The following is a 25,653-nucleotide window of genomic DNA, read 5'->3' as shown; positions in this document are numbered from 1 at the left end:
ATGGACCTGAAACTCTCCCAGTGCTTCATCTCCGTCGACGACCACGACAAGGCGCTCGCCTTCTACCGTGACGTGCTGGGCCTGGAGGTCCGGGGCGACGTCGGGTTCGAGGGGATGCGCTGGGTCACGGTCGGTTCGCCGCTCCAGCCCGACGTGGAGATCGTCCTGGAGCCCCCGGCGGCGGACCCGGACGCCTCCCCGGCGGACAAGCAGGCCATGGCGGAGCTGCTGGCCAAGGGCATGCTGCGCGGGGTGATCTTCACGACGACGGACTGCGACGCCCTCTTCGAGCGCGTCCGCGCCTCGGGCGCCGAGGTGCTCCAGGAGCCCGCCGACCAGCCGTACGGCCTGCGGGACTGCGCCTTCCGCGATCCGGCGGGCAACCTGCTGCGGTTCGCGGAGAGCCGCCGCGACGGCTGACCCTGCGGCCGGCCCGGGGCGCCGGGTGCCGGGGGACGGGCGGGAGGGAGACTACGTGCGTGTGTCCGCGGCGGGTCCGTGGGCCGAGCCGCCCGAGCGTCCTTCGAGGAGTCCCCGTGCCGTCCGCGCGCCCCCGTGTCCTCTACGTCAGCGACCTGGCCTACCCGGCCAGGGGGCGGCGGTACTGCGACGAGGACATCGTCCTCACCGCGCGGCTGCGCGAGGACTTCGACATCGCCGTGTGCCATCCGCTGGACGCGGCCGCGCTGATGGCCGGCTTCGACGCCGTGGTCGTCCGCAACAGCGGGCCCGTCCTGCACCATCAGGCGGCGTACGACGCCTTCCGGGAGCGGGCGCTCGCGGACGGTGTGCGGGTCTACAACCAGTTGTCCGGCAAGGGCGACATGGCAGGCAAGGGGTACCTGCTGGAGCTGACCGCCGCCGGGTTCCCGGTCATCCCCACCGTGGACCGCGCGGCGGACCTGTACCTGCTCCCGGAGGCGGACAGTTACGCGGTGAAGCCGAAGCAGGGCGCGGACTCCATCGGCCTGGAGTTCGTGGAGCGCGACCGGCTCGCCGGGCTGCCGTTCGGCGACCTCCTCGTCCAGCCGCGCATCGACTTCCGCTACGAGGTGTCCTTCTACTTCGTCGACGACACCCTCCAGTACGCACTGTACGCACCGGACCCGGAGCGCCGGTGGGCGCTGGAGCCCTACGAACCCACCGACGAGGACCGGGAGTTCGCGCAGCGGTTCGTCGACTGGAACGACATCACGTACGGCATCCAGCGCGTCGACGCCTGCCGGGCACCGGGCGGCGAACTGCTCCTCGTCGAGCTGGAGGACCTCAACCCGTACCTCTCCCTGGACGTCCTCTCCCCCGAGGCGCGGGACGCCTTCGTCTCACGGATGAAAACGTCGTTGCGCACGCTGATCGGCCGGGAGACGGTACGAGCCGCAGCGTCCGTACGACAGGAGGAGCGGCCCCGATGAGCACGCGACCGGTGGTCCGGTGGACCCGTGCCTTCGTCGACCGGCCCGAGCCGGATCTCGGGGCCGCGGTGGCCTTCTGGACCGCGGTCACCGGCACGACCGTCTCCGAACCGCGCGGCGACCGGGGCGAGTTCGTGACGCTGCTGCCCGACGGTTCGGACGCCTGCGTGAAGGCGCAGGGCGTCGGGGACGGCCCCGGCGGCGCGCATCTCGACCTGTCCGTCGAGGACGTGCCGGCCCTGGTGGAGTGGGCGCTGGGGCTGGGTGCCGAGGTCGTCGCCGACCATGACGGCTGGGCCGTACTGCGCTCCCCCGGAGGGCAGTTGTTCTGCGCGGTGCCCTGGCAGGGCGAGTCCGTGCGGCCGCCGGTGACCCGGACGCCGGGCGGTGCGACGAGCCGGCTCGACCAGGTGTGTCTCGACGTGGCGCCGGGCGCGTACGCCGCCGAGACCGCCTTCTGGGCCGGGCTGACCGGCTGGGAGTCCCTCGCGGGCGCGCTCCCCGAGTTCCACCTGGTCCGGCCGCCCGCCGGGCTGCCGCTGCGCCTCCTGCTGCAGCGCCTGGGCACCGACCGGCCCGCCGCCGCCCACCTCGACCTCGCCTGCTCGGACGTCGACGCGGTGCGGGCCCACCACGAGACGCTCGGGGCGAGAGCGGTCGGCCGGGGCGCCCGCTGGACGGTGATGCGGGACCCGGCCGGCGGCACCTACTGCCTCACCGGCCGCGACCCCGGGACGGGCGGCCTGCCGTAGCAGGCGGAGGATCGGGCGGCGGGGTTCGTCACCGCGCGGGCGCCGCTCCCGGGGTCCAGACCTCCACGTCCACGACGGCGTCGGCCGGGATCGGCCCGTAGACGTGCGGGAACTCCTCGCCGCCGGGCTCCATCGCCTCGAAGCGGACCGGCACGGTGAGCCGGTCGGGGTCGACGACGAGGACCACCAGTTCGTCGGAGCCGGTGTAGGAGCCGTACACCATCCTCGCCACCGGCTGGAGTTGGTGGCGCAGCGAGCAGTGGATGAAGCCCTCCTCCTGGAGGGTCCGGCCGCGGGTGGACATCTCGAAGGCGCCGGTGGCGCGGGCCGTGTCCCACAGGGAGCGCTCGGTCAGGTGCAGCAGGGGTTCGGACATGGGACGAACGCTACGGGCTCAGCCGGGCCGCGCGCGCTTCCAGATAGCGGCGTTCCGGGAGACTGAGGGTCCGGCCGGCGGCCGACATGTAGGCGGCGCGCGCTCCCGGCGTGTCCCCGGCGCGCTCCAGCAGATGGCCTCGGACGGCGTCCAGCCGGTGTCCGGCGGCCGACCCGTCCTCCAGCCGGTCGAGTTCGGCGAGGGCGACGCGCGGGCCGTGCACCATGGCCACGGCGACGGTGCGGTTGAGCTGCTCGACGGGACCGGGGACCTGGCGGACCAGGACGTCGTACAGGCCGAGGATCTCGGCCCAGTCCGTCGCCTCCGGCGTGGGCGCCTCGTCGTGGACGGCGGCGATGGCGGCCCGCAGCTGGTACGGGCCGGCCCGTCCTCGTGCCAGCGCCTCCGTCACCAGGGCCACGCCCTCCTCGATGGCTGCCGCGTCCCAGCGGTCGCGGTCCTGTTCGTCGAGGGGGACCAGGTCCCCGTGCGGGTCGGTGCGCGCGGCGCGGCGGGCGTCGGTGAGCAGCATCAGCGCGAGCAGTCCGGCCACTTCACCGTCCTCGGGCAGCAGCCGGCGGACCGTACGGGCCAACCGGATGGCCTCACCGGCGAGTTCGGCCCGTTGTAGGGAGGTCCCGGAGGTGGCCGTGTAGCCCTCGTTGAAGATCAGGTAGAGGGTGTGGAGGACGGCGGGGAGCCGTTCCTCCCAGCGTTCGGGGCGGGCGAACCGTACGCCCCGCACCTTCCGTTTGGCGCGGCTGATCCGCTGCGCCATGGTCGCCTCGGGCACCAGCCAGGCCCGCGCGATCTCCGCCGTGGTGAGTCCGCCGACGGCGCGCAGGGTGAGCGCGATCTGCGCGGGCGGGGTCAGGTCGGGGTGGCAGCACAGGAAGAGGAGCGTGAGCGTGTCGTCCTCGGACGGGGCGCGGCCGGCGCCGGGCGGCGGTGCGGTGAACGCGTCGCGCGGTGTGAGCGCCGCCGCCTTCTCCTCCCGCAGCCGCCGTGCCTGTTCCGCGCGCAGGGCGTCGACGAGCCGCCGCGAGGCCACCTTGATCAGCCAGCCGCGCGGGTTGTCCGGCACTCCCTTGGCGGGCCATTGGCCGGCCGCCGCGAGCAGCGCCTCCTGGACCGCGTCCTCGGCGGCGTCGAAGTGCCCGTAGCGGCGGACCAGGGCCCCGAGGACCTGCGGCGCGTGGCGACGCAGCAGGTCCTCGGCCCCGGTCGTGCCGTTCATCCCGCTCAGACGTCCCCGCCGCCGTCCCCGATGGGCCGGATGATCACCGGGTACGTCGGGGCGCCCTTCGGAACGGGGCAGGCGGTGACGCGCGCGGCGATCTCGGTGACCCGCTCCAGGCTCGCGCAGTCGACCACCCAGTAGCCGGCCATCACTTCCTTGGTCTCGCTGTACGGGCCGTCGGTGATCACGACCTCACCGTCCGCGCCGCGGGCCACGAGACGGGCCTTCGCGGGTTCGAGCAGGCCGTTCACGTCGACCAGCTCGCCCGATTCGGAGAGGTCGTCGTTGATCGCGCCCATGTGCGCGAACATCGCCTGGATCTCCTCCTCGCTCCAGGCCGGCGGCTGCGCGGAGGCGTCGCCGCGCTGACTCGCGTAGTCGGCCTGCGTTCCCTGCACCATCACCAGGTACTTCATGAGTCCGCTCCCTCTGTTTCCTCGGCTCGGGCCGCCCGTGCGGGGCGGCTCTCACAGGGGACGTCGGAGCCGGTCCGCGGTTCTCGACACGACGGGGTCCACGACGTCGGAATCTTTTTCGGGGGCGGGCCGTTCCCTGCCCTCAGGGTAGGGCGAGGGCGGATTCAGCGCTTCCTGCCGTAGGTCCGCACGATGACGCCGTTCCCGAAGATCCGCACCTCGTCGAGGGTGAACGCGCCGACGTCGAATCCGGAGCCGAACATCGGCATCCCGGAGCCCAGGACCACCGGGTAGGTCTTGATGACCAGTTCGTCGACCTCGTCGACCAGCTCACCGGCGAGCTGCGAGCCGCCGCACAAGTAGATGCCGAACTCGCCTTCCTCCGCCTTGAGTTCACGCACGGTGCCGACGACGTCGTCGGCGACGATCCGGACGGCCGGGTCGGGCGACTCCGTGAGGCTGCGGGAGGCGACGTACTGGCGCAGATGTGCGTAAGGGCTGGTCACGCCGATGTCGAGGGCCACCTGGTAGCTGGCCCGGCCCTGGACGACCGTGTCGAAGGCCCGGTTCTCCAGGTCGTCGATGCCGAGGGCGCGGCGGCCGTGGGTCGCGACGGTCTCGGGGTACTCCGCCGTCAGGAAGGCGAGGAACTCCTCGTCGACGAACGACATGAAGGGTTGTGCGTCGCCGCCGGGATCGCCGATGAAGCCGTCGATCGAGCAGGCGACGAAGTACGAGAGCTTGCGCAAGCGGGTCTCTTTTCCGAGGCGGCGTCGTGGTGGACGGCTTCCGCCGAACCACTTCAGTTATAGTGCTTCACCTGTAGTGGTTCAAGGGATTTGACGAGTCCACCTCCGGGAGGCCCGGCCGGGATGACGCCGGGAGGCCGGAGCGGCGCGGGGAGAGGAACCTTCATGGCCAGGAACACCGAGCGCAGGGCAGCCCTCGTCGACGCGGCGGTGGCGGTGCTGGCCCGCGAGGGTGCGCGGGGACTGACGTTCCGCGCGGTGGACGCGGAGGCCGCGGTTCCGGTGGGTACCGCGTCGAACTACTTCACCGACCGCGACGATCTGCTGAACCAGGTCGACAGCCACCTCCACCGACGGCTGGCCCCGGACCCCGCGGTCCTGGCGCGTCTGCTGGAGGCCCCCCGTGACCGCGCCCTCGTCCTGGAGTTCATGCGCGACCTGGTGGCCCGGGCGATCCGCGACCGCACGGGCTACCTCGCCCTCTTCGAGATGCGTCTGGAAGCCACCCGCCGCCCGGCCCTGCGCGCCTCGTACACGGCGTCGGTGCGCGGCGACCTGGAACAGGCGATGGAGTTCCACCGGGACGCCGGACTGCCCGGCGGCGACCCGACCGTGGCCGTCCTCTACCTCGCGGTCCTCGGCCTGCTCCTGGAACACCTCACCCTGCCCGGCGTCCTGGAGGGCGTCCTGCCCGGCGTGGCCGTACCGGACGCCCTCCTCGAAAGGATCGTGACGACGATCGTCCCCGAGGACCGCGCCGGAGACCGGAAATCGGACCGGGCCTAGCTCGTGACCTGCTGCCCCGAGCGCGGTTCGCGCCACATCGGCCACATGCGCGGACCGTCGGGCAGGTCGAGCGGGCGGCCCGTGAGGACGAAACCGAGACGCTCGTACAGGTCGCGGCTGCGGGCGTTGCTCGCCTCCAGGTAGGCGGCGAGACCCTCGCGGTCGCAACGGTCGAGCGCCGGCTCCATGAGCGCGCTGCCGAGTCCCTCGCCCTGGCGCTCCGGCGACACCGCGATCATCCAGAGGTAGGCGTGCGCGCGGCCGGAGGGGTGGACGTCCGCCGTGAGCCGGCCGATCAGCTCGACGCGTTCGTTGTCCGGGTCGACGGCGGCGCGCAGCTGCGCGGGGCCGTCCTCGCCCTGCGGCTCCCCGCCCCCACCCTCGTGATCCTCGGCGGCGACGTCCAGCCACAGCGCGCACGCCGAACCGTCCTCGGCCAGGTCGACCCGACCCTCGGCGAGCACGACGTCGGCGAACGCGGCCATCAGCCTGTGGTGCGTGGCCCGGCGGTGCGCGGGGTCGGGGAAGACCCAGCCGCTCACCGGATCGTTCTGGAACGCCTCGTCCAGCAGCCGGACGACCAGCTCCCGGTCACCACCGTCCGCCACCCGGATCGCCACACCCATGACCTGCCCCGCCCCTCGCGCCAACCGCCCTTGATCGTACGGAGGTTGAGCCTAGTACGCGGGTCCGGATCCGGCCGGGCCTCCGCCGGGTGCGGGCCGGGGCAAAAGGTGCGGGCCCCGCACGCCGTGGGGATGTGCGGGACCCGCTCACCGGAGTCCGGCACCGTACGGCGGTCAGGTTCCGTACGGTGCCCGGGGCTCCGGGGTCTTGCAGCGGCCGGGGCCGGTCAGCTGCTGCGCCGGGTCACGAACTCGGCGAGTGCGAGGAGGCCTCCCGCGGCCTCCGGATCGGGGACCGCCCGGGACAGTTCGTGCATCGCCCGCGCCATCCGGTCCGCCGCCTGGGCCTGTGCCCAGTCACGGCCGCCGGCCCGCTCGACCGCGAGCACCGTGCGCTCCAGCTCTCCTTCCCGGTAGGGCGCTCCGTACAACGCGGCCAGCTCGACGGCCGCCGGAGTGCCCGAGCCGAGCGCCGCGACCACCGGCAACGACTTCTTGCGGGCGATGAGGTCCGCCCCGGCGGGCTTGCCGGTGCGGCTCGGGTCCCCCCAGATCCCGATCACGTCGTCGATGAGCTGGAACGCGAGCCCGGCCTCCCGGCCGAACGCGTCGAGCGCGTCGACGTCCTCCGCGCCCGCCCCGGCGTACAGCCCTCCCAGGGCGCAGGCGCACCCGATCAGTGCGCCCGTCTTCGCCTCGGCCATGGCGAGGCACTCGTCGAGGGTGACCTCGTCCGGGCCGAGCTTCTCCATGGCCGTGTCCGTGTGCTGTCCCGCGCACAGTTCGACGACGCAGCCCGCGAGCCGCGCGGCGGCCGCCGCGGACGCGGGGTGCGGATCCTCGGCGAGCAGTTGCTGGGCCAGCGCCTGCAACGCGTCCCCGGCGAGGATCGCGTCGGCGTCGCCGAACACGGTCCACGCGGTGGGGCGGTGTCTGCGGGTGGTGTCCCGGTCCATCACGTCGTCGTGGAGCAGGGTGAAGTTGTGGGTCAGCTCCATCGCGGCGGCCGCACGGACGGCCGCCGCCTGCTGTCCGCCGAGCGCCCGGACCGCGGTCAGGACGAGCGCGGGCCGGATGGCCTTGCCCGCGTTGCCCGCGGCCGGGGTGCCGTCCGCGTGCTCCCAGCCGAAGTGGTAGAGCGCGACCCTGCGCATCGACCCGGGCAGCGAGTCGATGGCCCTGCGCAGCTCGGGGTCGACGAGCGCCCGGGCACGCTCCAGGACGTCCACGGCCTCCTGCCCGTCGGGCGGACCCGGCACCGCCCGCCGCTCACCGTGTCGTCTCATGGACCTCCCGCCGGCGCTTCGCGTGTCCGGGATCCCGGCCGGAGGCCGCCTGTTCGGGATGCCGGCCGGACCCTGCTTCGTCCCCGTCGTCATACGGTCTCCCCCGCGGTCGTCTCGCAGAGCGGGCCGGTCGTGGCGCCGTCACGGCCGCCGGGCACGTACTCCCCGGGTGTGCCCGCCCCGGAGGGCGGGCGCACGCCGGGTTCCGCCGTGCGGAACGTCACCGCCAGCGGCCGATCTCGACGTTCTCCAGGATGCCGAGGGCGTCCGGCACGAGCACCGCGGCCGAGTAGTACGCCGTCACCAGGTAGGAGATGACCGCCTGTTCGTTGATGCCCATGAAGCGCACCGACAGACTCGGCTCGATCTCGTCCGGGATGCCCGCCTGCTGGAGCCCGACCACACCCTGCTCGGCCTCACCCGTACGCAGGGCGATGATCGAGGTCGTACGGGCGTCCGTGACCGGGATCTTGTTGCACGGGAAGATCGGGATGCCGCGCCACGTCGGGATGCGGTTGCCCGCCATCTCGACGCTCTCGGGGACGAGCCCGCGCTTGTTGAACTCGCGGCCGATCGCGGAGATCGCCCGCGGGTGCGCTAGGAGCATCTTGGTGCCGCGGCGGCGGCTGAGCAGCTCGTCCAGGTCGTCGGGGCTGGGCACGCCGTCGTGCGGCTGGAGCCGCTGGTCGTACTCGCAGTTGTTGAGCAGGCCGAACTCCCGGTTGTTGATGAGCTCGTGCTCCTGACGCTCCTTCAACGCCTCGACGGTGAGCCGGAGCTGCTGCTCCGTCTGGTTCATCGGCTGGTTGTAGAGGTCGGCCACACGCGTGTGCAGACGCAGGACGGTCTGGGCGATGCTCAGTTCGTACTCGCGCGGACTGCCCTCGTAGTCCACGAAGGTGCCGGGGATGTCCGACTCACCGGTGTGGCCGGCCGCGAGGTCGATCTCCTTCTCGCCGTACTTGTTGGTGCGCTGCGACGGGATGGCGCGGAGCTCCTGGAGGTGCTCGCGCAGCGACTCGGAACGCTCCGCGACCTGTTCGAGGTCCTGGCGGGGCAGCGCGAGCACGGTCACCGACGTGACCGCGCGGGCCGTGTACTCCCAGATGGCCTCCGGGTCGATCAGGGACTGTTCCCCGAAGTACGCGCCGTCGGCCAGGACGCCGAGCACCGCGTCGTCCCCGTAGGGACCGGTGCCGATCTTCTCGACCTTGCCGTGCGCCAGCAGGAACACCTCGTCGGCCTGGCTTCCGAACGAGGCCAGTACGTCGCCCGGGACGAACTCGCGCTGCCGGCACCGGGCCGCGAGCTCGGCCAGCACCTCCTGGTCCTCGTACGACCGCAGGACGGACAGCTCGCCCAGCTCCGCGGGGATGACCTGGACCTGGTCCCCGGTCTTCACGAACGTCACGCGGCCGTCGCCCACGGAGTAGCTGAGCCGCCGGTTCACGCGGTACGTGCCACCCTGCACGTTCACCCACGGAAGCATGCGCAGCAGCCACCGCGAGCTGATCTCCTGCATCTGTGGCGCGGACTTGGTGGTGGTGGCCAGGTTCCGCGCGGCTGATGTGCCGAGACTCTGCTGCGGGCGGTTCTGTTCCGCGCGGACCTCTTCGCCTACCGACATGAAAATTGCCCTCCCGGTCGTGCACTGATCTTCGAGGGCAAGCCTTCCATCACGGAGCGTGCCGGTGCTATTACACGAATGAGGGGGAATGGATCAGCCGCGAGTTGGGCAGAGAGGGTGATTTCGTCGAGCTCTCACCGCGCGTCGGCCGGGGAACTCCCGCTTCCGGCCGTCCGTTTGATCACTGACGGACGACGACGGGAGATCGCAGTGGCAGGCTTTCTGGACCGCGCGAAGGAACAGGCGCAGCGCGGCCTCACGCAGGGCAAGCAGAAGCTGGACGACGTGCAGGCCCAGCGGGCCGGCGCCGACCTCCTGAAGAGACTCGGCGCCGCGTACTACGCGGAGCGGCACGGCACCGGCTCCCCCGAGGCGACCCAGCAGGCCCTCCAGTCCCTGGAGAGTCACATCACCGTCCACGGGGACGGCTTCCTGCACTCCTGACCGGATCCCGCGCCGCTGACCGGATCGGCTCGCTCGCCGTGCGAACGAGTGGGTCCGGCAGCCGCGTCGGCGATACAAGCTGCGATACGAGACGGCCGCGCGAGGCGGCCGGCGCGCAGCGCGAAGGAGGCGGCCATGGCATCGCCCATGTCCGCGGGCAGTTTCCTGGACCGGATCAGGGACGAGGACGTCCACGTCGTCGAGGTGGGCGACTGGAGACATCACAACCGCAACCACAAGGGACCGTGGGGGCCGGTGCACGGCGTGATGATCCACCACACGGTGACCTCGGGTGCCGCGCGCACGGTCGGGCTGTGCCGTGACGGACGGGAGGACCTGCCCGGTCCGCTGTGCCACGGCGTCATCACGAAGGACGGCGTCGTCCACCTCGTCGGGTACGGCAGGGCCAACCACGCGGGCCTCGGCGACGACGACGTCCTGCGCGCGGTGATCGCCGAGAAGGCCCTCCCGCACGACAACGAGGCGAGCACCGACGGCAACCGCCACTTCTACGGCTTCGAGTGCGAGAACCTCGGCGACGGCAAGGACCCGTGGCCCGAGGCCCAGCTGGCGGCCGTGGCCAAGGTCTCCGCGGCCATCTGCCGTCATCACGGCTGGACCGAGCGCTCCGTGATCGGCCACCTGGAGTGGCAGCCGGGCAAGGTGGATCCGAGGGGCTTCACGATGACCTTCCTGCGGGGCCGCGTCCGCGAGCTGCTGAAGTAGTACCGGCCCCCGCGCCGGGCCGTCTCCGGACAGGTGTCCGACAATGGGCGGGTGACCAGCCGCGACACCCCGGAGACCACCACCACCGCCGCCGCCGAGACGTCCCGCTCCGGCGGTGCGCGACGCGGTGTGTCCGCGGTGCCCGGGCCGCTCGGGACCGCGCCACGGCTGCCGTCCCCGCTGCTGGAGGCGGTGGACGAGCGGTTCGCCCGCCACGGGGTGCGCCTGCTGCTGAAGCGGGACGACCTGATCCACCCGGACCTCGTCGGCAACAAGTGGCGCAAGCTGACGCCGAACCTCGCGGCGGCGGCAGGCCGCACCCTGGTCACCTTCGGCGGGGCGTACTCGAACCATCTGCGGGCCACCGCCGCGGCCGGCCGGCTTCTCGGTCTGCCCACCCTCGGCGTGGTCCGCGGCCAGGAGCTGGCCGGCCGCCCCCTCAACCCCTCACTCGCGCGCTGCGCCGCCGACGGCATGCGCCTGCACTTCGTCGACAGATCGACCTACCGCCGCAAGACGGAGCCGGAGACCCTGGCGGAGATCCTGCGCGCCACGGGAACCGAGGACGCGTACGTGGTGCCGGAGGGCGGCAGCAACGCCCTGGCGGTACGCGGCTGCCGGACGCTCGGCGAGGAGCTGCGCGGCCACGGCGTCGACGTGGCCGCGCTCGCCTGCGGCACCGGCGGCACCCTCGCGGGCCTGGCCGCCGGCCTCGCCCCGGACCAGCGCGCCCTCGGCATCCCGGTCCTCAAGGGCGGCTTTCTCGGCGCGGAGACGGAGTCGCTCCAGAGCGCCGCGTTCGGCGGCCGGCGCGGCACCTGGTCCCTCGACGACCGCTTCACCTTCGGCGGCTACGCCCGTACCACCCCCGGACTCGACGCCTTCGCCGAGGACTTCGGGCAGCGGCACGGTCTGCCGGTCGAACGTCTCTATGTCGCCAAGATGCTGTACGGACTTGTCGCCCTGACCGAGGAGGACGCGTTCCCGCGCGGCACGACGGTCGCGGCGGTGATCACCGGAGCGCCGTTCCCCGCCGCCGGGTCCGCGCCTCAGGCCGCCTCGCGATAGGCGGCGGCCTCCTCCAGGTCCAGCCGGCGCAGCAGCGTCCGCAGCATCTCGTCGTCGATGTAGCGCAGGTCGCGCAGCTTGACGAACACCTCGCGCTCGGCGCCGATCATCTCGCGGGAGAGCCGGCGGTAGGTGTCGTCGGCGTTCTCGCCGGTGACCGGGTTGACCGCGCCGAGCCGCTCCCAGACGGAGTTGCGGCGCCGCTCCATCACCGTGCGCAGCCGCTCGGCGAGCGGCGGGGGCAGGGCGTTGCGCTCGTCGGTGAGGAGGTCGTCAAGGCGCCGTTCGGCGGCCTGGGAGGCCTGTGCCTGCGCGTTGGCCTCGGCGAGCGTCTCGGCCTGGGTGTCGCGACCCGGCAGCTTCAGCAGCCGGATCAGCGGGGGCAGTGTGAGCCCTTGGACGACGAGCGTGCCGATGACGGTCGTGAAGGTCAGGAAGAGGATCAGGTTGCGGCCGGGGAAGGCCTCGCCGCCGTGCATCGTGAGCGGGATGGAGAAGGCGATGGCGAGCGAGACGACGCCCCGCATCCCCGCCCAGCCGATGACGAACGGCGCTTTCCAGGTGGGGTCGTCCTCGCGTTCGCGGATGCGTGACGAGAGGATGCGGGGCAGGAAGGTGGCGGGGTACACCCACACGAACCGGGTCGCGACGACGACGACGAAGAGGGCGATCGCGTACCAGGCGGCGCTCGTTCCCTCGTACGCCCCGAGGCCCTTGAGGACGACGGGCAGTTGCAGGCCGATGAGCGCGAACACCGCGGACTCCAGGACGAACGCGACCATCTTCCACACCGCCTCCTCCTGGAGCCGGGTCGCGAAGTCGACCTCCCAGGCGCGGTGGCCGAGGTAGAGGGCGACGACGACGACGGCGAGGACGCCGGAGGCGTCCACCCACTCGGCGACGCCGTAGGCGACGAAGGGGATCAGCAGGGAGAGGGTGTTCTGCAGCAGCGCCTCGTTGATGTGGGTGCGCAGCCAGTGGATGGGGATCATCAGGACGAGCCCGACGACCACGCCGCCGACGGCCGCGAGCAGGAACTCGCGGACACCGCCCGCCCAGGTCGCGCCCTCGCCGACGGCGGCGCCGAGCGCCACCTTGTACGCGGTGATCGCGGTCGCGTCGTTCACCAGGGACTCGCCCTGCAGGATCGTGGTGATCCGGGAGGGCAGCCCCACCCGGCGCGCCACCGCGGTCGCGGCCACCGCGTCCGGCGGCGCGACGACCGCGCCCAGCACGAGCGCCGCGGTCAGCGGCAGGCTCGGCACGAGGAGATACGCCGCCCAGCCGACGACGAGCGTCGCGAACAGGACGTAGCCCACCGACAACAGTGCCACGGGCCTCATCTGGGCCCTCAGGTCGAGGTAGGAGCTGTCGGTCGCCGCCGTGTACAGCAGCGGGGGCAGCAGCAGTGGAAGCACGATGTCGGGGTCGAGTTCGTACGCCGGCACACCGGGGATGTACGACACGGCCAGGCCCGCCGCGACGAGCAGCAGGGGCGCCGGGACCGGGGTCCGGCGGGCGGCCCCGGCGACCGCCGCGCTCCCGGCAACCAGCAACAGCAGTGGCAATACGTGCATCGTCTTCTGCCCGCCCTCGTTTTCGCGCGGCATCCCGCACACCCGACGTAACCTGGCAATCATGAAACAGTGCACGCACACCGACGCGCTGCCGCAGCAGGAACCCGAGCCCGAGAGCGAAACGTGCCTGGAGTGCGTGGCCGCGGGCACGCATCCGGTACAGCTTCGGCTGTGCCTGGAGTGCGGGCACCTCTCCTGTTGCGACTCCTCACCTCTGCGGCACGCGACCGAGCACCACAAGGACACGGGACATCCGATCATGCGCACCTTCGAGCCGGGGGAGAGCTGGCGTTGGTGCTTCGTGGACCACGTGCTCGTCTGAGCCGTGCGCGAGCGAGGAGCGTGGCCGAAAGCCGGGACGGTTCGACCCTCTGACGCCTGGGTACGTCAACCCGGCGCGCGCTCTTCCGATTTGGGCCCCGCAGACCCCTAGCCACTGTCCGTGCTCGTGGGCTTACTATGAGTGACAGCAAGGGACGGGGTCCCCAGGACAGGAAAGACGGGAGCGCGGTAGCGTCACCGCTGCACGACGTAGCGCGTTACCCCGGGGGGCGACCCTCGGCCCCCGAGAGAGCTCGAATGAGCTTGTACCACCATGGAGGTGAGGGTGTCCCAGATCGCAGGCGAGCCCGCGACGAAGGACTTCGTGGAAGTCCGGCTGCCGGCCGCGGGTGCCTACCTGTCGGTACTGCGCACGGCCACGGCCGGGCTGGCGGCCCGGTTGGACTTCACCCTCGACGAGATCGAGGATCTGCGCATCGCGGTGGACGAGGCCTGCGCGATCCTGCTGCAGCAGGCCGTTCCCGGTTCCGTCCTCAGCTGTGTCTTCCGGCTCATCGAGGACTCACTGGAGGTCACGGTCTCCGCTCCGACGACCGACGGTCACGCTCCGTCACGGGACACGTTCGCGTGGACCGTGCTGTCGGCCCTCGCCGGCAAGGTCGAGTCCACCGTCGCCGAGGACAAGACCGTTTCGATCAGCCTCTACAAACAGCGCGGCGCGGGACCCGGGCCGGCGTGAAGGACGGGGACGGGCCGGTGCGGGACGAAGAGCGCGGCACACGGGAGCCCCCCGCGGAACGCGCCGGCGGCCCCGACGGGTCGCGGCACGCGGGGGACGGCGTCGACGGCATCCCCGAGCAGGCCCGGCAGCATCCGGAGGGCGGTGCCGGCGAGGTGACCAGCGGAGCCGGCGCCGCGCAGTCCGGGGTCTCCCCCGCCCGGGGAGGTTCTCCCGGTCCGAGTGCTGCCGAGGTCATGGGGGAAGAGCCGCGGGCTCGGGGAATGGTGACGGGCGGGACTATGAGCGAGCACGAGCGAGACGCGGAGCAGAGCGTGCAGGGCACGCAGCACGGGCCGAGCGCCCAGCACATCCGGCACGACCCGCAGGACCGCAGCGCGGCGCGGGCGATGTTCGTCGAGCTGCGCAAGATGCAGGACGGCAGCGCCGAGTACGCGGAGCTGCGCAACCAGCTGGTCCGCATGCATCTGCCGCTCGTGGAGCACCTCGCGCGCCGCTTCCGCAATCGCGGTGAGCCGCTGGACGACCTGACCCAGGTCGCGACGATCGGCCTGATCAAGTCGGTCGACCGTTTCGACCCCGAGCGGGGCGTCGAGTTCTCGACGTACGCGACGCCGACGGTGGTCGGCGAGATCAAGCGTCACTTCCGCGACAAGGGGTGGGCGGTTCGTGTCCCGCGCCGTCTCCAGGAGCTTCGCCTCGCCCTGACCACGGCCACGGCGGAGCTCTCCCAGCTGCACGGCCGCTCCCCCACGGTCCACGAGCTGGCCGAGAAGCTGGCCATCTCGGAGGAGGAGGTCCTGGAGGGCCTGGAGTCCGCGAACGCGTACTCCACGCTGTCCCTGGACGTCCCCGACACGGACGACGAGTCGCCCGCCGTCGCGGACACCCTGGGATCGGAGGACGAGGCGCTGGAGGGCGTCGAGTACCGGGAGTCGCTCAAGCCGCTGCTGGAGGACCTTCCGCCGCGGGAGAAGCGGATCCTGCTCCTTCGCTTCTTCGGCAACATGACGCAGTCGCAGATCGCGCAGGAGGTCGGCATCTCGCAGATGCACGTCTCCCGGCTGCTGGCCCGCACCCTGGCCCAGCTGCGGGAGAAGCTCCTCGTCGAGGAGTGAGACCCGCTACTTCTCTTCCTGCACGTCGCCGCCGGGCCCTCGGATTCCGAGGGCCCTCGTCGTTGCCGGGTTCACCAGCAGCACCAGGGCGGCCACCGCCACGACCGCGAGGGCGATGCCGGCGGGGATCGCGACGCTGTCGGCCTGGAGCAGGTTGTAGGCGACGGGCAGCGCCATGATCTGGGTGATGACGGCCGGGCCCCGGCTCCAGCCGCGGCGCAGCAGCAGTCCGCGCGCGGCCAGGAGCGGCAACAGCGCCAGCACGATCAGCGTGACGCCGCCGGTGACGGCCTGCTGCCGGTCGTCGGGGTCGCCCGTGAGACCGAGGACGAGGATGTAGACGCCGCCCGCCACGAGGGCGAGCCCCTCCAGCGCGGCCAGTGCCGCGGCGGCGGTCAGCCGCCCGGGGCGCGGTTCGGCGAGGGGGGCGTCGGGGGTGGGATTCTGCTCTCGGCTCACTCCTGAAGAGTAGCCGTCGGCCCCGGACCGCCGAGTGCCCCGGGGGCGGGCACTCCCCTTTCCGGGAGCCCCGGCGGCGGTGCGCTGTGGCCCGGCTCACGCCCCGGTCTCTTACCGGACCCCTACCTCGGTCTGGGCCGAGTACCACCCAGTAGGTACGCTGCATCGCATGCGTGCACTTCTCGTGATCAATCCGGCAGCAACCACCACAAGTGCGCGCACGCGCGATGTCCTGATCCACGCGTTGGCCAGCGAGATGAAGCTGGAGGCCGTCACCACCGAGTACCGCGGGCACGCCCGGGACCTCGGCCGGCAGGCCGCGGACAGCGACGAGATAGACCTGGTGGTGGCTCTCGGCGGGGACGGCACGGTCAACGAGGTCGTGAACGGTCTGCTGCACCGGGGCCCCGACCCGGACGCCCTGCCCCGCCTCGCCGTCGTCCCCGGCGGCTCCACCAATGTCTTCGCCCGCGCGCTCGGTCTGCCGAACGACGCCGTGGAGGCGACCGGCGCCCTGCTGGACGCCCTGCGCGAGGAGCGGGAGCGGACCGTGGGCCTCGGCCTCGCGGCGGGCACTCCCGGCACGGAGGACGAGGCCGTGCCCTCCCGCTGGTTCACCTTCTGCGCCGGGCTCGGCTTCGACGCCGGAGTGGTGGGCCGGGTCGAGCAGCAGCGCGAGCGCGGCCGGCGGTCGACGCACGCGCTGTATATCCGCCAGGTGATGCGGCAGTTTCTGGACGAACCGCACCGCCGGCACGGAACGATCACGCTGGAGCGCCCCGGCGCCGACCCGGTGACCGATCTGGTGCTGTCCATCATCTGCAACACCGCGCCGTGGACGTTTCTCGGCAATCGTCCGGTGTACGCGTCGCCTAAGGCCTCGTTCGATACGGGGCTCGACGTACTCGGCCTCAGCCGCATGTCGACGGCCTCGGTTGCCCGGTATGCCACCCAGTTGCTCACTTCGTCCCCCGAGCGGGGACCCCGCGGCAAGCACGCCCTCTCCCTGCACGACCTGACGGACTTCACCTTGCATTCGAAGGCCCCGCTGCCCCTCCAGATGGACGGCGACCACCTCGGACTGCGAACCAGCGTGACGTTCACAGGCGTACGCCGTGCACTGCGTGTGATTGTGTGAGCGGAAGGGCCCAAAGTCCTTTCACTCGAACGTTTAGACCAGGGTCCACCCCATGGAAGTACGGCTGTGACCTAGTCGACACCGAGGAATCAAAAAAAACTTTCCAGAAGGGGTTGTATCCGCCGCCGAGGTTTGCGAGTCTCTATCTGGCGCTCGGGACGGCCCGCAACATCGGCCCCACAGAGCACCGGAACCCCTCCTCAAATCACAGGACCACACCAGTCCGTCTGGTCGTCGGCCCTTCACTTGTTGAGGGATTCGTGAAAGCGTTCACATTCACAAGCAACGTGCATGTAATACCAAGGAGAGGTAGCAGCCATGGACTGGCGTCACAACGCCGTTTGCCGCGAGGAAGACCCCGAGCTCTTCTTCCCCATCGGCAACACCGGTCCTGCGCTGCTGCAGATCGAGGAAGCCAAGGCCGTCTGCCGTCGCTGCCCCGTCATGGAGCAGTGCCTGCAGTGGGCGCTCGAGTCCGGCCAGGACTCCGGCGTCTGGGGTGGCCTCAGCGAGGACGAGCGCCGCGCAATGAAGCGCCGTGCCGCCCGCAACCGAGCTCGTCAGGCCACCGCCTGACGTTCCACCCCGCACGAGCCTGAGCTTGGCGGCGCGTACAGCGTGTACGCATCTCCCGCCCCCGAGCCGCAGCGCGCAGTACCCCGATGCGCTTGATTGCAACGAGCTTTCAGCCCCGGACCACCTGGTGGTCCGGGGCTCATTGCTGTCCGCACGCCACCCATGCCCGGAGAGGGTCACCCTGAGTGACCGACCGAGCGGTCGTCGACTGCCGCCATCCGGGGGCCAGTTGTGCGGGTCGTGTGCCGATCGGCTACTTGGGCACGCGGACCGGGAGGTCCAGGATCACCTGGGTGCCGCGCTCCGGGGCGGCGACCATGTCGAAGGTGCCACCCAACTCGCCCTCCACCAGCGTTCGTACGATCTGCAGGCCGAGGTTGCCCGAGCGGTGCGGGTCGAAGCCCTCGGGCAGGCCGACCCCGTCGTCCTGGACGGTGACCAGCAGACGCGCCTCCTTGGCGGTACCGCCGCGGACCGCCGAGACCTCGACGGTGCCCCGGTCACCCTCGCCGAAGCCGTGCTCCAGCGCGTTCTGGAGGATCTCGGTGAGCACCATGGACAGCGGGGTGGCGACCTCGGCGTCCAGGATGCCGAAGCGTCCGGTGCGCCGGCCGGTGACCTTGCCGGGGGAGATCTCGGCGACCATGGCGAGCACCCGGTCCGCGATCTCGTCGAACTCGACCCGCTCGTCCAGGTTCTGGGAGAGTGTCTCGTGCACGATCGCGATGGAACCGACCCGCCGCACGGCCTCCTCCAGCGCCTCCCGGCCGCGCTCCGAGTCGATGCGCCGGGCCTGGAGCCGCAACAGGGCCGCGACCGTCTGGAGGTTGTTCTTCACCCGGTGGTGGATCTCCCGGATGGTGGCGTCCTTGGTGATCAACTCGCGCTCGCGGCGGCGCAGTTCGGTGACGTCCCGGAGCAGCACCAGGGAACCGACGCGGGTGCCCTTGGGCTTGAGCGGGATCGCCCGCAGCTGGATCACGCCCTCGGCGCTCTCGATCTCGAACTCGCGGGGCGCCCAGCCGCTGGCGACCTTGGCCAGCGCCTCGTCCACCGGGCCTCGGGACGGCGCGAGTTCGGCGGTGGTGGAGCCGAGGTTGTGGCCGACCAGGTCGGCGGCGAGGCCCAGCCGGTGGTAGGCGGACAGCGCGTTCGGAGAGGCGTACTGCACGACTCCGTCCGCGTCGAGGCGGATCAGTCCGTCGCCGACCCGCGGTGAGGCGTCCATGTCGACCTGCTGGTCGGGGAACGGGAAGGTGCCCGCCGCGATCATCTGGGCGAGGTCGGAGGCGCTCTGCAGATACGTCAGTTCGAGGCGGCTCGGGGTGCGCACGGTGAGCAGGTTGGTGTTGCGGGCGATGACACCGAGGACGCGGCCCTCGCGGCGCACCGGAATGGACTCGACGCGGACCGGGACCTCCTCGCGCCACTCGGGGTCGCCCTCGCGCACGATCCGGCCCTCGTCGAGCGCCGCGTCCAGCAGGGGCCGGCGGCCGCGTGGGACCAGGTGGCCGACCATGTCGTCCTGGTACGAGGTCGGGCCCGTGTTCGGCCGCATCTGGGCGACCGAGACATAGCGGGTGCCGTCGCGCGTGGGGACCCACAGCACGAGGTCGGCGAAGGAGAGGTCGGAGAGCAACTGCCACTCCGAGACCAGCAGATGCAGCCACTCGAGATCGGAGTCACCGAGGGCGGTGTGCTGGCGTACGAGGTCGTTCATGGAGGGCACGAGTGCGAGCGTACCCGGCGGATCCCCCGCGACCCCGATCAGCCGCCCGCAGGGGGCCTCCGCGAATCGCGCGGGGCCCCGGAGACACCCGCGGGCCGCGGCGCCTGGGAGGGACCCTCAACCCTCCCGGCACCGCAGCCCGGAGCAACAACGGCCACGGGGTGTGCGGTCCCGATCGGCCGAAGAGAGGAGCCGGAGCAGTCAGGGCAGAGAGCGCCGGTTCCTCGGTCCGCCTTCCTGTGCGGGGAAGGCGGAGGCTTGTTCAGTTTCTCAAAGCATTGTGGACTAGACCATGGTCCTGCGTCCATGTGTTCGCTGTCCATGCGTCCGTGGATGTTTGTTGTCGTCCGATTCTCAAACACCCGCGAGCATCCATCAGACTAGCCCGCTTCGGTTCGTGAACGGGCGGGATCGGCGGATGCGGCGGCCGTACGGGGCGGCGGCGCCGGGTTGCCGGCGCACTGTCCGCGGCGAGCATGGAGGGCGACGGGCGGGTGGCGCTCTGCTAGATTGGTCTATACCACACGTGTCCCCCTTCGGGTTCCAGTTGAGTCCCCTCTCCAGATCGGCAGGCCCAGCGTGGAAGTTGTCATCGTCCCGGACGCCAAGGCGGGCGGCGAGCTGATCGCCGAGGCCATGGCGGAGCTGCTCAGGCGCAAGCCCGACGCCCTGCTCGGCGTGGCCACCGGCTCGACGCCGCTGCCCATCTACGAGGCGCTGGCGGCAACCGTGCGTTCCGGTGCCGTGGACGCCTCGGGCGCACGCGTCGCGCAGCTCGACGAGTACGTGGGGCTGCCGGCCGAGCACCCCGAGTCCTACCGTTCCGTGCTGCGCCGTGAGGTGCTCGAACCGCTGGGCCTCGGCATGGACGCGTTCTTGGGTCCGGACGGCACCGCGGCGGACGTCCAGGCGGCCTGCGAGGCCTACGACGCGGCGCTCGCCGCCGCCGGCGGGGTCGACCTGCAGATCCTGGGCATCGGCACGGACGGGCACATCGGGTTCAACGAACCGTGTTCCTCGCTCGCCTCGCGCACCCGCATCAAGACGCTGACCGAGCAGACCCGGGTGGACAACGCGCGGTTCTTCGAGGGCGACATCGAGCAGGTCCCGCACCACGTGATCACCCAGGGCATCGGCACGATCCTGGAGGCGCGCCACCTCGTGCTGCTCGCCACCGGTGAGGGCAAGGCGGACGCGGTGGCGGCGACGGTCGAGGGGCCGGTCGCGGCGATCTGCCCGGCCTCCGCGCTGCAGCTGCACCCGCACGCGACGGTCGTGGTCGACGAGGCCGCCGCGTCCAAGCTGAAGCTCGCGGACTACTTCCGCGCCACCTTCGCCGCGAAGCCGGACTGGCAGGGCATCTAGAGCCCGGTGGTCGGTGGACGTACACGTGCCGGTGCCCGGCCTCCCCAGGGGAGGCCGGGCACCGGCACGTCCGGGCCAGGGGCCCGCGCGGCTACTCCCCCGCGATGACCTCGGCCGCCGCCTGGCCGCAGACCCGTGCGGCGCCGTGGGTGGCGATGTGCAGGGCGCCGCGCGGCGCCGACTGGGGAACGCCCATCTCGACGACAACGCTGTCCGGGCGGGCGGCGAGGAGCGTGTCGAGGGCGGCCGCCATCCAGGGGTGCCGGTGCTCGTCCCGGACCACGGCGACGACCGGGCGGTTCCCGGCCGCGGCGAGGACCGAGGAGCCCGCGTCCTCGCCGGTGAAGCTGCCGGTCTCGGTGCCGGGGAGCAGCCGGGCCAGTTCGGCGGCCACGCCCCAGGGCGTCTCGTCACCGACCGCGATGTTCGCGACCGGGGTGAGGGCGGCGACGTAGGGCGCCTCGGTGAGCGGCGTGAACGCCCCGGAACGGGTCACGGTGAGCGCGCGGCGGGCGGCGACCAGACCGACGTCCACGGCGCTGTCGGAGCCCGCCGGGTCACCCGCGGAGCTCGTACCGACCGTGACGGTCGGGGTGCCCGAGCCGTTCGACGCGTTCGAACCGTTTGAGCCATTCGCGTGGGACCGGGAGACCGCGGCGGCCGCGGCCGTCCACTCGGCGAGCGCCCGTACCCGGTTCGCCGCGTCCGCCAGCCGTTCCTCGGCGAGTTCGCCGGCGCGGACCGCGGAGACCAGGGCGTCCCGGAGCCGGCGCACGGTGTCGTCGTCGGCGAGCCCGCCGCCGACGCAGATGGCGTCGGCGCCGGCCGCGATGGCCAGCACGCTGCCCCGCTCGATGCCGTACGTCGCGGCGATGGCCTGCATCTCCATGCCGTCGGTGACGATGAGGCCCTGGTAGCCGAGCTCCTCGCGCAGCAGGCCGGTGAGGATGCGGCGGGAGAGGGTGGCCGGGCGGTCCGGGTCCAGGGCCGGGACCAGGATGTGGGCGCTCATCACGGCGCGGCTGCCCGCGGCGATCGCGGCCCGGAACGGGGCGAGTTCGCGCGACTGGAGGACCGCGAGGTCCGCGTCGATGCGGGGCAGTGCGTGGTGGGAGTCGACCGCGGTGTCGCCGTGGCCCGGGAAGTGCTTGGTGCAGGCGGCGACGCCGGCGGCCTGCAGGCCGGTGACGTAGGCCGCCGTGTGCCGGGCCACCAGGTCGGTGTCGGCGCCGAAGGACCGTACGCCGATGACCGGGTTGGAGGGGTTGGAGTTCACGTCGGCGGAGGGCGCCCAGTTGAGGTTCACCCCGCACGCGGCCAGCCTGCGGCCGAGTTCGAGCGCGACGGCCTCGGTGAGCGCCACGTCGTCGACGGCGCCCAGCGCGTGGTTGCCGGGGAACGACGAACCGGTGCGCACCTCCAGGCGGGTGACGTCGCCGCCCTCTTCGTCGATGGCGACGAGGACGTCGTCGCGCTCAGCGCGCAACTGGGCGGTCAGAGCGGCCAGTTGATCGGGAGTGGCGATGTTGCGGCCGAACAGGCCGACGGAGGCGAGACCTTCACCGAGGCGGCGGAGCAGCCAGTCCGGAGCCGTGGTTCCGGGGAAACCGGGCTGGAGGACGGTGAGGGCGTCGCGCGTCAGGGTGTCGGTACCACTGGCGAATGTCGTCATCGGGTGGCGTTATCCCTTCACGGCGCCAGCGGTCAGACCCGCGGCCATCTTGCGCTGGACGAGGAGGAACAGGACGACGATCGGCACGGCCATCATGGTGGATCCGGCCATCATCGGGGCGTACTCGGTGCCGTGCTTGGTGGTGAAGTTACCCAGCCAGACGGTGGCGGTCTGGTTCTTCTGGCTCATCAGCATCAGGGCGTAGAGGTATTCGTTCCAGGCCTGGATGAACGCGTAGACGGACGTGGCCACCATGCCCGGGGCCAGCAGCGGGAAGACCACGCGCATGAAGGCGCCGGTGCGGCTGCACCCGTCGACCATCGCGGCCTCCTCCAGCTCCTTCGGGATGTTGACGATGAAGCCGCGCAGCGTCCACACCGTGAAGGGCAGGATGAACGTCAGGTAGGTGATGATCAGGCCCGACAGCTTGTCGTACTGGTCGAGGTCGTTCAGCAGCAGGAAGACCGGGATGATCATGGCGACCAGCGGGACCATCTGGACCGCGAGGATGCCGACGATCACGACCTTGCGGCCGCGGAAGGCGAAGCGGGAGATGGCCAGTGCGGCCAGCATGCCCACGATGATGCCGACCACGACCACCGAGACGGACACGACGAGGCTGCGGCCGACCGGGCCCCAGAAGTCGGCGATGTCCAGCGCGCGGCGGAAGTTGTCGAGCGTGAGGCCCGTGGGGAACAGGCTCGGATCGGAGTCGATGGCGTCCTTGGCCGGCTTGAAGGCCGTGTTGAACATCCAGTAGACCGGGAAGCCCGCGGTGAGGAAGACGAGGAGGCCGAGCAGGTTCCAGCCGAGCTTGGACTTGCGAGGGCCCGAGGACTTCCGCCCCGCGGCGGACGGACGCCCGGGCGTGGCGACGGCGCTCATTCGACCTCTCCGATCTTCAGCATCTGACGCATGTACACGGCGACCACGCCCAGCAGGAGCAGCACGGTCAGCAGGGCGATCGCCGATCCCTGGGCGTAGTCGTTGACGACGAAGGCGCGGTCGTACGAGTAGGTGGTGAGGAGTTGGAACTCTTCCTCGGGGTGGCCGCCGCGCATCACGAAGACCTGCGGGAAGACGCCCATGTCCCAGATGACGGAGAGGGTCGTGAGCATCACGATGATCGGCTTGAGGATCGGCAGCGTGACATAGCGGAAGACGCCCCAGGCGCCCGCTCCGTCGAGCCGTGCGGCCTCCTCCAGCTCCGCGGGCACCTGGGTGAGTCCGGCGCTGAGCGTGATGACGACGAACGGTACGGCGCCCCAGACGACCAGGAGCATGATCACGGCCAGGCCCTGCGGTCCGCTGGCGAACCAGTTGTGACCGATCATGTCGACGCCGGGGAGTTTGCTGAGCAGCGCGTTGAAGACGCCGTAGTCGGAGTCGAAGAGCCACTTGAAGACCGTGGTGGCGACGATGATGGGCATGCCCCAACTGGCCACCAGCACGATGTTGATGAGCGTCTTCACCCAGCCGGAGACCCGCTGGAGGAGCAGGGCGATCAGCATGCCGGCGACCATCGTGAAGATGACGGAGCCGCCCGCGAAGATGATCGTCCGGACGACGACCGCCCAGAACTCGCTGTCGCCGAGCACGTTGTTGAAGTTGTCGAAGCCGACGGACTCGGCCGGCTGGAAGCCCCAGAGCTGGGACTGTCCGAACTTCTGGAACGAGAGGGTGACCAGGCGGACCAGCGGGTAGCCGAGGACCAGCGCGAGGATCAGCAGGCAGGGGGCGAGCAGCGCCCAGGGTGTCGCCGGTCCGCCCGAGGTGCGCCGCTTGCGCGGTGCCGTGGGGGCGGCCGGTGGCGGCGGCGCCTGCCGCGGTGGCGGCAGCTTGGCGGGGGTGGTCGTGTCTGCGGCACTCATCGCGCGCTCCTCAGCGGTCCCTCAGGTCGTACGAAGGCGAAGGCCCGCACGGCCGGGCCCGAGGTGCGTGACCCCGGGCCGGGCCGTACGGCAGGCAGGGCCCCGCCCCTCCGTGAAGGAGGACCGACGGGGCCCTGCTCTCAGGTCACTTGGTGTTGATGACCTTGTCGATCTTGGCGTCCGCTTCCTTCGCGGCGTCCTCGACCGACTTCTTGCCGGTACCGATGCTCTGCAGCATGGTCTGCAGGACCTGGGCCTTCTCGACCTGGCCCCAGCCCGGCGCCATCGGGACGAACCAGTTGGACTCGGCCGCGGTGGCCGGGACGACCGTCGCCGGGTCGTTCTTCAGGGTGGCGAGGTCGGTCTTGTTGTTCGGCAGGTTGCCCTTGGCCATCAGGCCCTTCTGGCCCTTGGCGCCGGTGAACGCGTTGATCCACTCGGAGGCCACGGCCTGCGCCTTCGACTTCACCGGGACGGCGAGGTCGGAGCCGCCCAGGAAGACCGGGAGGTTCTTGCCGGACGGACCGGGCATCACGAAGTTCTCGAGGTTGCCCTTGAGCTTGCCGGTCTTGTCGCTCTTCGGGTCCTCGGCGGTCGCGCCCTCCCAGGCGGCACCGAAGATCATGCTGGACTTGCCCTGGCCGTAGACGATGTAACGGTCGGACTCGTCCTTGGTCTTGTCGCCGTGCATGTACTTGTCGACGACGTTCTTGAACTCGGTGAGGCCCTTGACCGACTCGGGCGAGGAGAGGTTGGCCTTCCACTGGCCGCCCTCCTCCTTCGCGATGGAGCCGCCGGCGTCGTAGACGAAGGACATGGCCGCGTACCAGTCACGGGTGGGCTGGTACCAGGCGCTGAACTTGCTGCCCTCCTTCTTCTGGATCTTGTCCAGGGCGGAGGTGAGTTCCGCGTACGTCTTCGGCGGGGTCTTCACGCCGACCGAAGCCGCGACGTCCTTGCGCCAGTTGCCGACGCGGCCACCCGCGTAGTACGGCACGCCGTAGGTCTTGCCGTCGTAGGTGACGGAGGCCTTGAGGCCGTCCAGCCAGGCGTCCGAGTTCTCGAACTTCGACGTGTCCAGGGGAGCGAAGGCGCCCTTGACCATGTAGCCGAGCATCTCGGTGTTGCCCATCTCGACCACGTCGGGCGCCTTGTCGGTGGCGAGGACGGCGTCGAGCTTGGTGTTCTTGTCCGGCCAGCCGTAGTACTCGTGGTTGATCTTGATGCCGGGGTGCTTCGCCTTGACCGCCGCGTCGGCCGCCTTGACCAGCTCGGGCCAGTTGTTCTGCGCGTCGACCGTGAGCCAGACCGTCAGGGCCTTGGTGTCCCCGGCCTTGTCCGACCCCCCGGACTTGTCGTCACTGTCCCCGCACGCCGCGATGGAGAACATCATGCCCGCGATACCGATCGCGGCTATCAGCTTGCGCTTCACGCCACCCTCCTCAGGGATGCCACAAACCCCCCTGCTCCCCGCGGTGACATACGCCGTGTGACCGCCCGTGGGGCCGGGACTGGACCAATGGTGTAGACCAGTACGGGGAGCTTGGCCTAGACCTAGAGGGGTGTCAAGGGTGTGTAAGCCCGTCCAGTCGGCCGTTATGGGACCTACATATGCAAGG

The 25,653-nt window shown here is 71.3% G+C and carries 27 protein-coding genes; 13 read left to right on the top strand and 14 right to left on the bottom strand.

Annotated features, from left to right (window positions below):
• From ACIRQH_RS25770 to ACIRQH_RS25760, 3 genes are all read left to right on the top strand, one after another.
• Positions 1-420, top strand: coding sequence for a VOC family protein (locus ACIRQH_RS25770; protein ID WP_358815694.1), 420 nt, complete (start codon positions 1-3; stop codon positions 418-420).
• Positions 421-536: 116 nt separating this feature from the next.
• The gene (locus ACIRQH_RS25765) at positions 537-1,412 is read left to right on the top strand and encodes a hypothetical protein (RefSeq protein WP_388866748.1); all 876 of its coding nucleotides are present in this window, start codon (positions 537-539) and stop codon (positions 1,410-1,412) included.
• Positions 1,409-2,164, top strand: a complete 756-nt coding sequence (locus ACIRQH_RS25760; RefSeq protein ID WP_404227066.1) for a VOC family protein — start codon at positions 1,409-1,411, stop codon at positions 2,162-2,164. Before ACIRQH_RS25765 ends, ACIRQH_RS25760 begins: the two co-directional genes overlap by 4 nt.
• A 28-nt stretch (positions 2,165-2,192) precedes the next feature.
• Here ACIRQH_RS25760 and ACIRQH_RS25755 read toward each other — a convergent pair whose 3' ends face one another.
• The 4 genes from ACIRQH_RS25755 to ACIRQH_RS25740 all read right to left on the bottom strand — a co-directional run bounded on the left by ACIRQH_RS25755 (position 2,193) and on the right by ACIRQH_RS25740 (position 4,945).
• Positions 2,193-2,540 carry a DUF952 domain-containing protein gene (locus tag ACIRQH_RS25755; protein WP_404227065.1) on the bottom strand — a complete coding sequence of 116 codons (348 nt, stop codon included), beginning with the start codon at positions 2,538-2,540 and terminating at the stop codon, positions 2,193-2,195.
• Between the two features lie 10 nt (positions 2,541-2,550).
• Positions 2,551-3,777 carry an RNA polymerase sigma factor gene (locus ACIRQH_RS25750; protein ID WP_388929708.1) on the bottom strand — a complete coding sequence of 409 codons (1,227 nt, stop codon included), beginning with the start codon at positions 3,775-3,777 and terminating at the stop codon, positions 2,551-2,553.
• A 5-nt stretch (positions 3,778-3,782) separates the two neighbouring features.
• A complete protein-coding gene (locus ACIRQH_RS25745; protein ID WP_358815690.1) occupies positions 3,783-4,196 on the bottom strand; it encodes a YciI family protein in 414 nt (137 codons plus the stop codon).
• Positions 4,197-4,360: 164 nt separating this feature from the next.
• Complete coding sequence (locus tag ACIRQH_RS25740; protein ID WP_388929707.1) at positions 4,361-4,945, bottom strand: dihydrofolate reductase family protein; 585 nt, start codon at positions 4,943-4,945, stop codon at positions 4,361-4,363.
• A 165-nt stretch (positions 4,946-5,110) separates the two neighbouring features.
• On the opposite strand from ACIRQH_RS25740, the gene ACIRQH_RS25735 reads away from it, so the two are divergent.
• Positions 5,111-5,731 carry a TetR/AcrR family transcriptional regulator gene (locus tag ACIRQH_RS25735; protein ID WP_388929706.1) on the top strand — a complete coding sequence of 207 codons (621 nt, stop codon included), beginning with the start codon at positions 5,111-5,113 and terminating at the stop codon, positions 5,729-5,731.
• Here ACIRQH_RS25735 and ACIRQH_RS25730 read toward each other — a convergent pair.
• The 3 genes from ACIRQH_RS25730 to ACIRQH_RS25720 form a co-directional block, all read right to left on the bottom strand.
• Positions 5,728-6,357 carry a GNAT family N-acetyltransferase gene (locus tag ACIRQH_RS25730; RefSeq protein ID WP_404227064.1) on the bottom strand — a complete coding sequence of 210 codons (630 nt, stop codon included), beginning with the start codon at positions 6,355-6,357 and terminating at the stop codon, positions 5,728-5,730. The genes ACIRQH_RS25735 and ACIRQH_RS25730 overlap by 4 nt on opposite strands.
• Positions 6,358-6,584: 227 nt before the next feature.
• Positions 6,585-7,643, bottom strand: coding sequence for a family 2 encapsulin nanocompartment cargo protein polyprenyl transferase (locus ACIRQH_RS25725; protein WP_358815686.1), 1,059 nt, complete (start codon positions 7,641-7,643; stop codon positions 6,585-6,587).
• A gap of 220 nt (positions 7,644-7,863) precedes the next feature.
• Positions 7,864-9,270 (bottom strand): family 2B encapsulin nanocompartment shell protein, encoded by a 1,407-nt coding sequence (locus ACIRQH_RS25720; RefSeq protein ID WP_358815685.1) that lies wholly within the window; start codon positions 9,268-9,270, stop codon positions 7,864-7,866.
• Positions 9,271-9,480: 210 nt separating this feature from the next.
• Here ACIRQH_RS25720 and ACIRQH_RS25715 point away from each other — a divergent pair, with 210 nt between their 5' ends.
• The 3 genes from ACIRQH_RS25715 to ACIRQH_RS25705 all read left to right on the top strand — a co-directional run bounded on the left by ACIRQH_RS25715 (position 9,481) and on the right by ACIRQH_RS25705 (position 11,508).
• The gene (locus ACIRQH_RS25715; RefSeq protein WP_358815684.1) at positions 9,481-9,714 is read left to right on the top strand and encodes a hypothetical protein; all 234 of its coding nucleotides are present in this window, start codon (positions 9,481-9,483) and stop codon (positions 9,712-9,714) included.
• 135 nt (positions 9,715-9,849) lie between these two features.
• Positions 9,850-10,440 carry an N-acetylmuramoyl-L-alanine amidase gene (locus tag ACIRQH_RS25710; RefSeq protein ID WP_404227063.1) on the top strand — a complete coding sequence of 197 codons (591 nt, stop codon included), beginning with the start codon at positions 9,850-9,852 and terminating at the stop codon, positions 10,438-10,440.
• A gap of 129 nt (positions 10,441-10,569) precedes the next feature.
• Positions 10,570-11,508 (top strand): 1-aminocyclopropane-1-carboxylate deaminase/D-cysteine desulfhydrase, encoded by a 939-nt coding sequence (locus tag ACIRQH_RS25705; protein ID WP_404227206.1) that lies wholly within the window; start codon positions 10,570-10,572, stop codon positions 11,506-11,508.
• On the opposite strand, the gene ACIRQH_RS25700 is transcribed toward ACIRQH_RS25705, so the two are convergent.
• Positions 11,490-13,085, bottom strand: a complete 1,596-nt coding sequence (locus ACIRQH_RS25700) for a Na+/H+ antiporter (protein ID WP_388867079.1) — start codon at positions 13,083-13,085, stop codon at positions 11,490-11,492. The two genes, ACIRQH_RS25705 and ACIRQH_RS25700, sit on opposite strands and share 19 nt — an antisense overlap.
• A 61-nt stretch (positions 13,086-13,146) precedes the next feature.
• Between ACIRQH_RS25700 and ACIRQH_RS25695 the strand changes: the two genes are divergently transcribed.
• From ACIRQH_RS25695 to ACIRQH_RS25685, 3 genes are all read left to right on the top strand, one after another.
• A complete protein-coding gene (locus tag ACIRQH_RS25695; RefSeq protein ID WP_358815682.1) occupies positions 13,147-13,407 on the top strand; it encodes a UBP-type zinc finger domain-containing protein in 261 nt (86 codons plus the stop codon).
• A gap of 285 nt (positions 13,408-13,692) precedes the next feature.
• Entirely contained in the window at positions 13,693-14,106 is a 414-nt protein-coding gene (locus ACIRQH_RS25690; RefSeq protein ID WP_081221804.1) for an anti-sigma regulatory factor, read from the top strand.
• Complete coding sequence (locus tag ACIRQH_RS25685; RefSeq protein ID WP_358815681.1) at positions 14,103-15,224, top strand: RNA polymerase sigma factor SigF; 1,122 nt, start codon at positions 14,103-14,105, stop codon at positions 15,222-15,224. The genes ACIRQH_RS25690 and ACIRQH_RS25685 overlap by 4 nt, the downstream gene beginning before the upstream one ends.
• A gap of 6 nt (positions 15,225-15,230) precedes the next feature.
• On the opposite strand, the gene ACIRQH_RS25680 is transcribed toward ACIRQH_RS25685, so the two are convergent.
• Positions 15,231-15,683 carry a hypothetical protein gene (locus ACIRQH_RS25680; protein ID WP_358815680.1) on the bottom strand — a complete coding sequence of 151 codons (453 nt, stop codon included), beginning with the start codon at positions 15,681-15,683 and terminating at the stop codon, positions 15,231-15,233.
• A 169-nt stretch (positions 15,684-15,852) separates the two neighbouring features.
• Between ACIRQH_RS25680 and ACIRQH_RS25675 the strand changes: the two genes are divergently transcribed.
• Together ACIRQH_RS25675 and ACIRQH_RS25670 are read left to right on the top strand one after the other, a co-directional pair.
• Positions 15,853-16,821, top strand: a complete 969-nt coding sequence (locus ACIRQH_RS25675; RefSeq protein WP_358815679.1) for a diacylglycerol kinase family protein — start codon at positions 15,853-15,855, stop codon at positions 16,819-16,821.
• A 318-nt stretch (positions 16,822-17,139) separates the two neighbouring features.
• Positions 17,140-17,397, top strand: a complete 258-nt coding sequence (locus tag ACIRQH_RS25670; protein ID WP_006380970.1) for a WhiB family transcriptional regulator — start codon at positions 17,140-17,142, stop codon at positions 17,395-17,397.
• 253 nt (positions 17,398-17,650) lie between these two features.
• Here the strand turns inward: ACIRQH_RS25670 and ACIRQH_RS25665 are convergent, their stop codons facing one another.
• The gene (locus ACIRQH_RS25665) at positions 17,651-19,117 is read right to left on the bottom strand and encodes a PAS domain-containing sensor histidine kinase (protein ID WP_358815781.1); all 1,467 of its coding nucleotides are present in this window, start codon (positions 19,115-19,117) and stop codon (positions 17,651-17,653) included.
• Between the two features lie 588 nt (positions 19,118-19,705).
• On the opposite strand from ACIRQH_RS25665, the gene nagB reads away from it, so the two are divergent.
• On the top strand, positions 19,706-20,491 hold the full coding sequence (gene nagB, locus ACIRQH_RS25660; RefSeq protein WP_404227062.1) for a glucosamine-6-phosphate deaminase: 786 nt from the start codon (positions 19,706-19,708) through the stop codon (positions 20,489-20,491).
• 91 nt (positions 20,492-20,582) lie between these two features.
• Here the strand turns inward: nagB and ACIRQH_RS25655 are convergent, their stop codons facing one another.
• From ACIRQH_RS25655 to ACIRQH_RS25640, 4 genes are all read right to left on the bottom strand, one after another.
• Complete coding sequence (locus ACIRQH_RS25655) at positions 20,583-22,163, bottom strand: glycoside hydrolase family 3 N-terminal domain-containing protein (protein ID WP_358815677.1); 1,581 nt, start codon at positions 22,161-22,163, stop codon at positions 20,583-20,585.
• Positions 22,164-22,172: 9 nt separating this feature from the next.
• Positions 22,173-23,048, bottom strand: coding sequence for a carbohydrate ABC transporter permease (locus tag ACIRQH_RS25650; protein ID WP_358815676.1), 876 nt, complete (start codon positions 23,046-23,048; stop codon positions 22,173-22,175).
• Positions 23,045-24,034, bottom strand: a complete 990-nt coding sequence (locus ACIRQH_RS25645) for a sugar ABC transporter permease (protein ID WP_358815675.1) — start codon at positions 24,032-24,034, stop codon at positions 23,045-23,047. Before ACIRQH_RS25645 ends, ACIRQH_RS25650 begins: the two co-directional genes overlap by 4 nt.
• Positions 24,035-24,179: 145 nt before the next feature.
• Complete coding sequence (locus ACIRQH_RS25640) at positions 24,180-25,466, bottom strand: extracellular solute-binding protein (protein ID WP_358815674.1); 1,287 nt, start codon at positions 25,464-25,466, stop codon at positions 24,180-24,182.
• Between the last annotated feature and the right edge of the window lie 187 nt (positions 25,467-25,653).

Source organism: Streptomyces sp. NPDC102279, assembly GCF_044766365.1.
GTDB lineage: Bacteria > Actinomycetota > Actinomycetes > Streptomycetales > Streptomycetaceae > Streptomyces.
The sequence above is the reverse complement of the archived record's forward strand: the minus strand, read 5'-3'. Positions and strand labels throughout refer to the sequence as shown.

Coding starts and splice junctions, on each gene's coding strand:
- ACIRQH_RS25770 (WP_358815694.1), top strand. CDS start 1: ATGGACCTGAAACTCTCCCAGTGCTTCATCTCCGTCGACGACCACGAC.
- ACIRQH_RS25760 (WP_404227066.1), top strand. CDS start 1,409: ATGAGCACGCGACCGGTGGTCCGGTGGACCCGTGCCTTCGTCGACCGG.
- ACIRQH_RS25755 (WP_404227065.1), bottom strand. CDS start 2,540: ATGTCCGAACCCCTGCTGCACCTGACCGAGCGCTCCCTGTGGGACACG.
- ACIRQH_RS25750 (WP_388929708.1), bottom strand. CDS start 3,777: ATGAACGGCACGACCGGGGCCGAGGACCTGCTGCGTCGCCACGCGCCG.
- ACIRQH_RS25745 (WP_358815690.1), bottom strand. CDS start 4,196: ATGAAGTACCTGGTGATGGTGCAGGGAACGCAGGCCGACTACGCGAGT.
- ACIRQH_RS25735 (WP_388929706.1), top strand. CDS start 5,111: ATGGCCAGGAACACCGAGCGCAGGGCAGCCCTCGTCGACGCGGCGGTG.
- ACIRQH_RS25730 (WP_404227064.1), bottom strand. CDS start 6,357: ATGGGTGTGGCGATCCGGGTGGCGGACGGTGGTGACCGGGAGCTGGTC.
- ACIRQH_RS25725 (WP_358815686.1), bottom strand. CDS start 7,643: ATGAGACGACACGGTGAGCGGCGGGCGGTGCCGGGTCCGCCCGACGGG.
- ACIRQH_RS25720 (WP_358815685.1), bottom strand. CDS start 9,270: ATGTCGGTAGGCGAAGAGGTCCGCGCGGAACAGAACCGCCCGCAGCAG.
- ACIRQH_RS25710 (WP_404227063.1), top strand. CDS start 9,850: ATGGCATCGCCCATGTCCGCGGGCAGTTTCCTGGACCGGATCAGGGAC.
- ACIRQH_RS25700 (WP_388867079.1), bottom strand. CDS start 13,085: ATGCACGTATTGCCACTGCTGTTGCTGGTTGCCGGGAGCGCGGCGGTC.
- ACIRQH_RS25695 (WP_358815682.1), top strand. CDS start 13,147: ATGAAACAGTGCACGCACACCGACGCGCTGCCGCAGCAGGAACCCGAG.
- ACIRQH_RS25675 (WP_358815679.1), top strand. CDS start 15,853: ATGCGTGCACTTCTCGTGATCAATCCGGCAGCAACCACCACAAGTGCG.
- ACIRQH_RS25670 (WP_006380970.1), top strand. CDS start 17,140: ATGGACTGGCGTCACAACGCCGTTTGCCGCGAGGAAGACCCCGAGCTC.
- ACIRQH_RS25665 (WP_358815781.1), bottom strand. CDS start 19,117: ATGAACGACCTCGTACGCCAGCACACCGCCCTCGGTGACTCCGATCTC.
- ACIRQH_RS25655 (WP_358815677.1), bottom strand. CDS start 22,163: ATGACGACATTCGCCAGTGGTACCGACACCCTGACGCGCGACGCCCTC.
- ACIRQH_RS25650 (WP_358815676.1), bottom strand. CDS start 23,048: ATGAGCGCCGTCGCCACGCCCGGGCGTCCGTCCGCCGCGGGGCGGAAG.
- ACIRQH_RS25645 (WP_358815675.1), bottom strand. CDS start 24,034: ATGAGTGCCGCAGACACGACCACCCCCGCCAAGCTGCCGCCACCGCGG.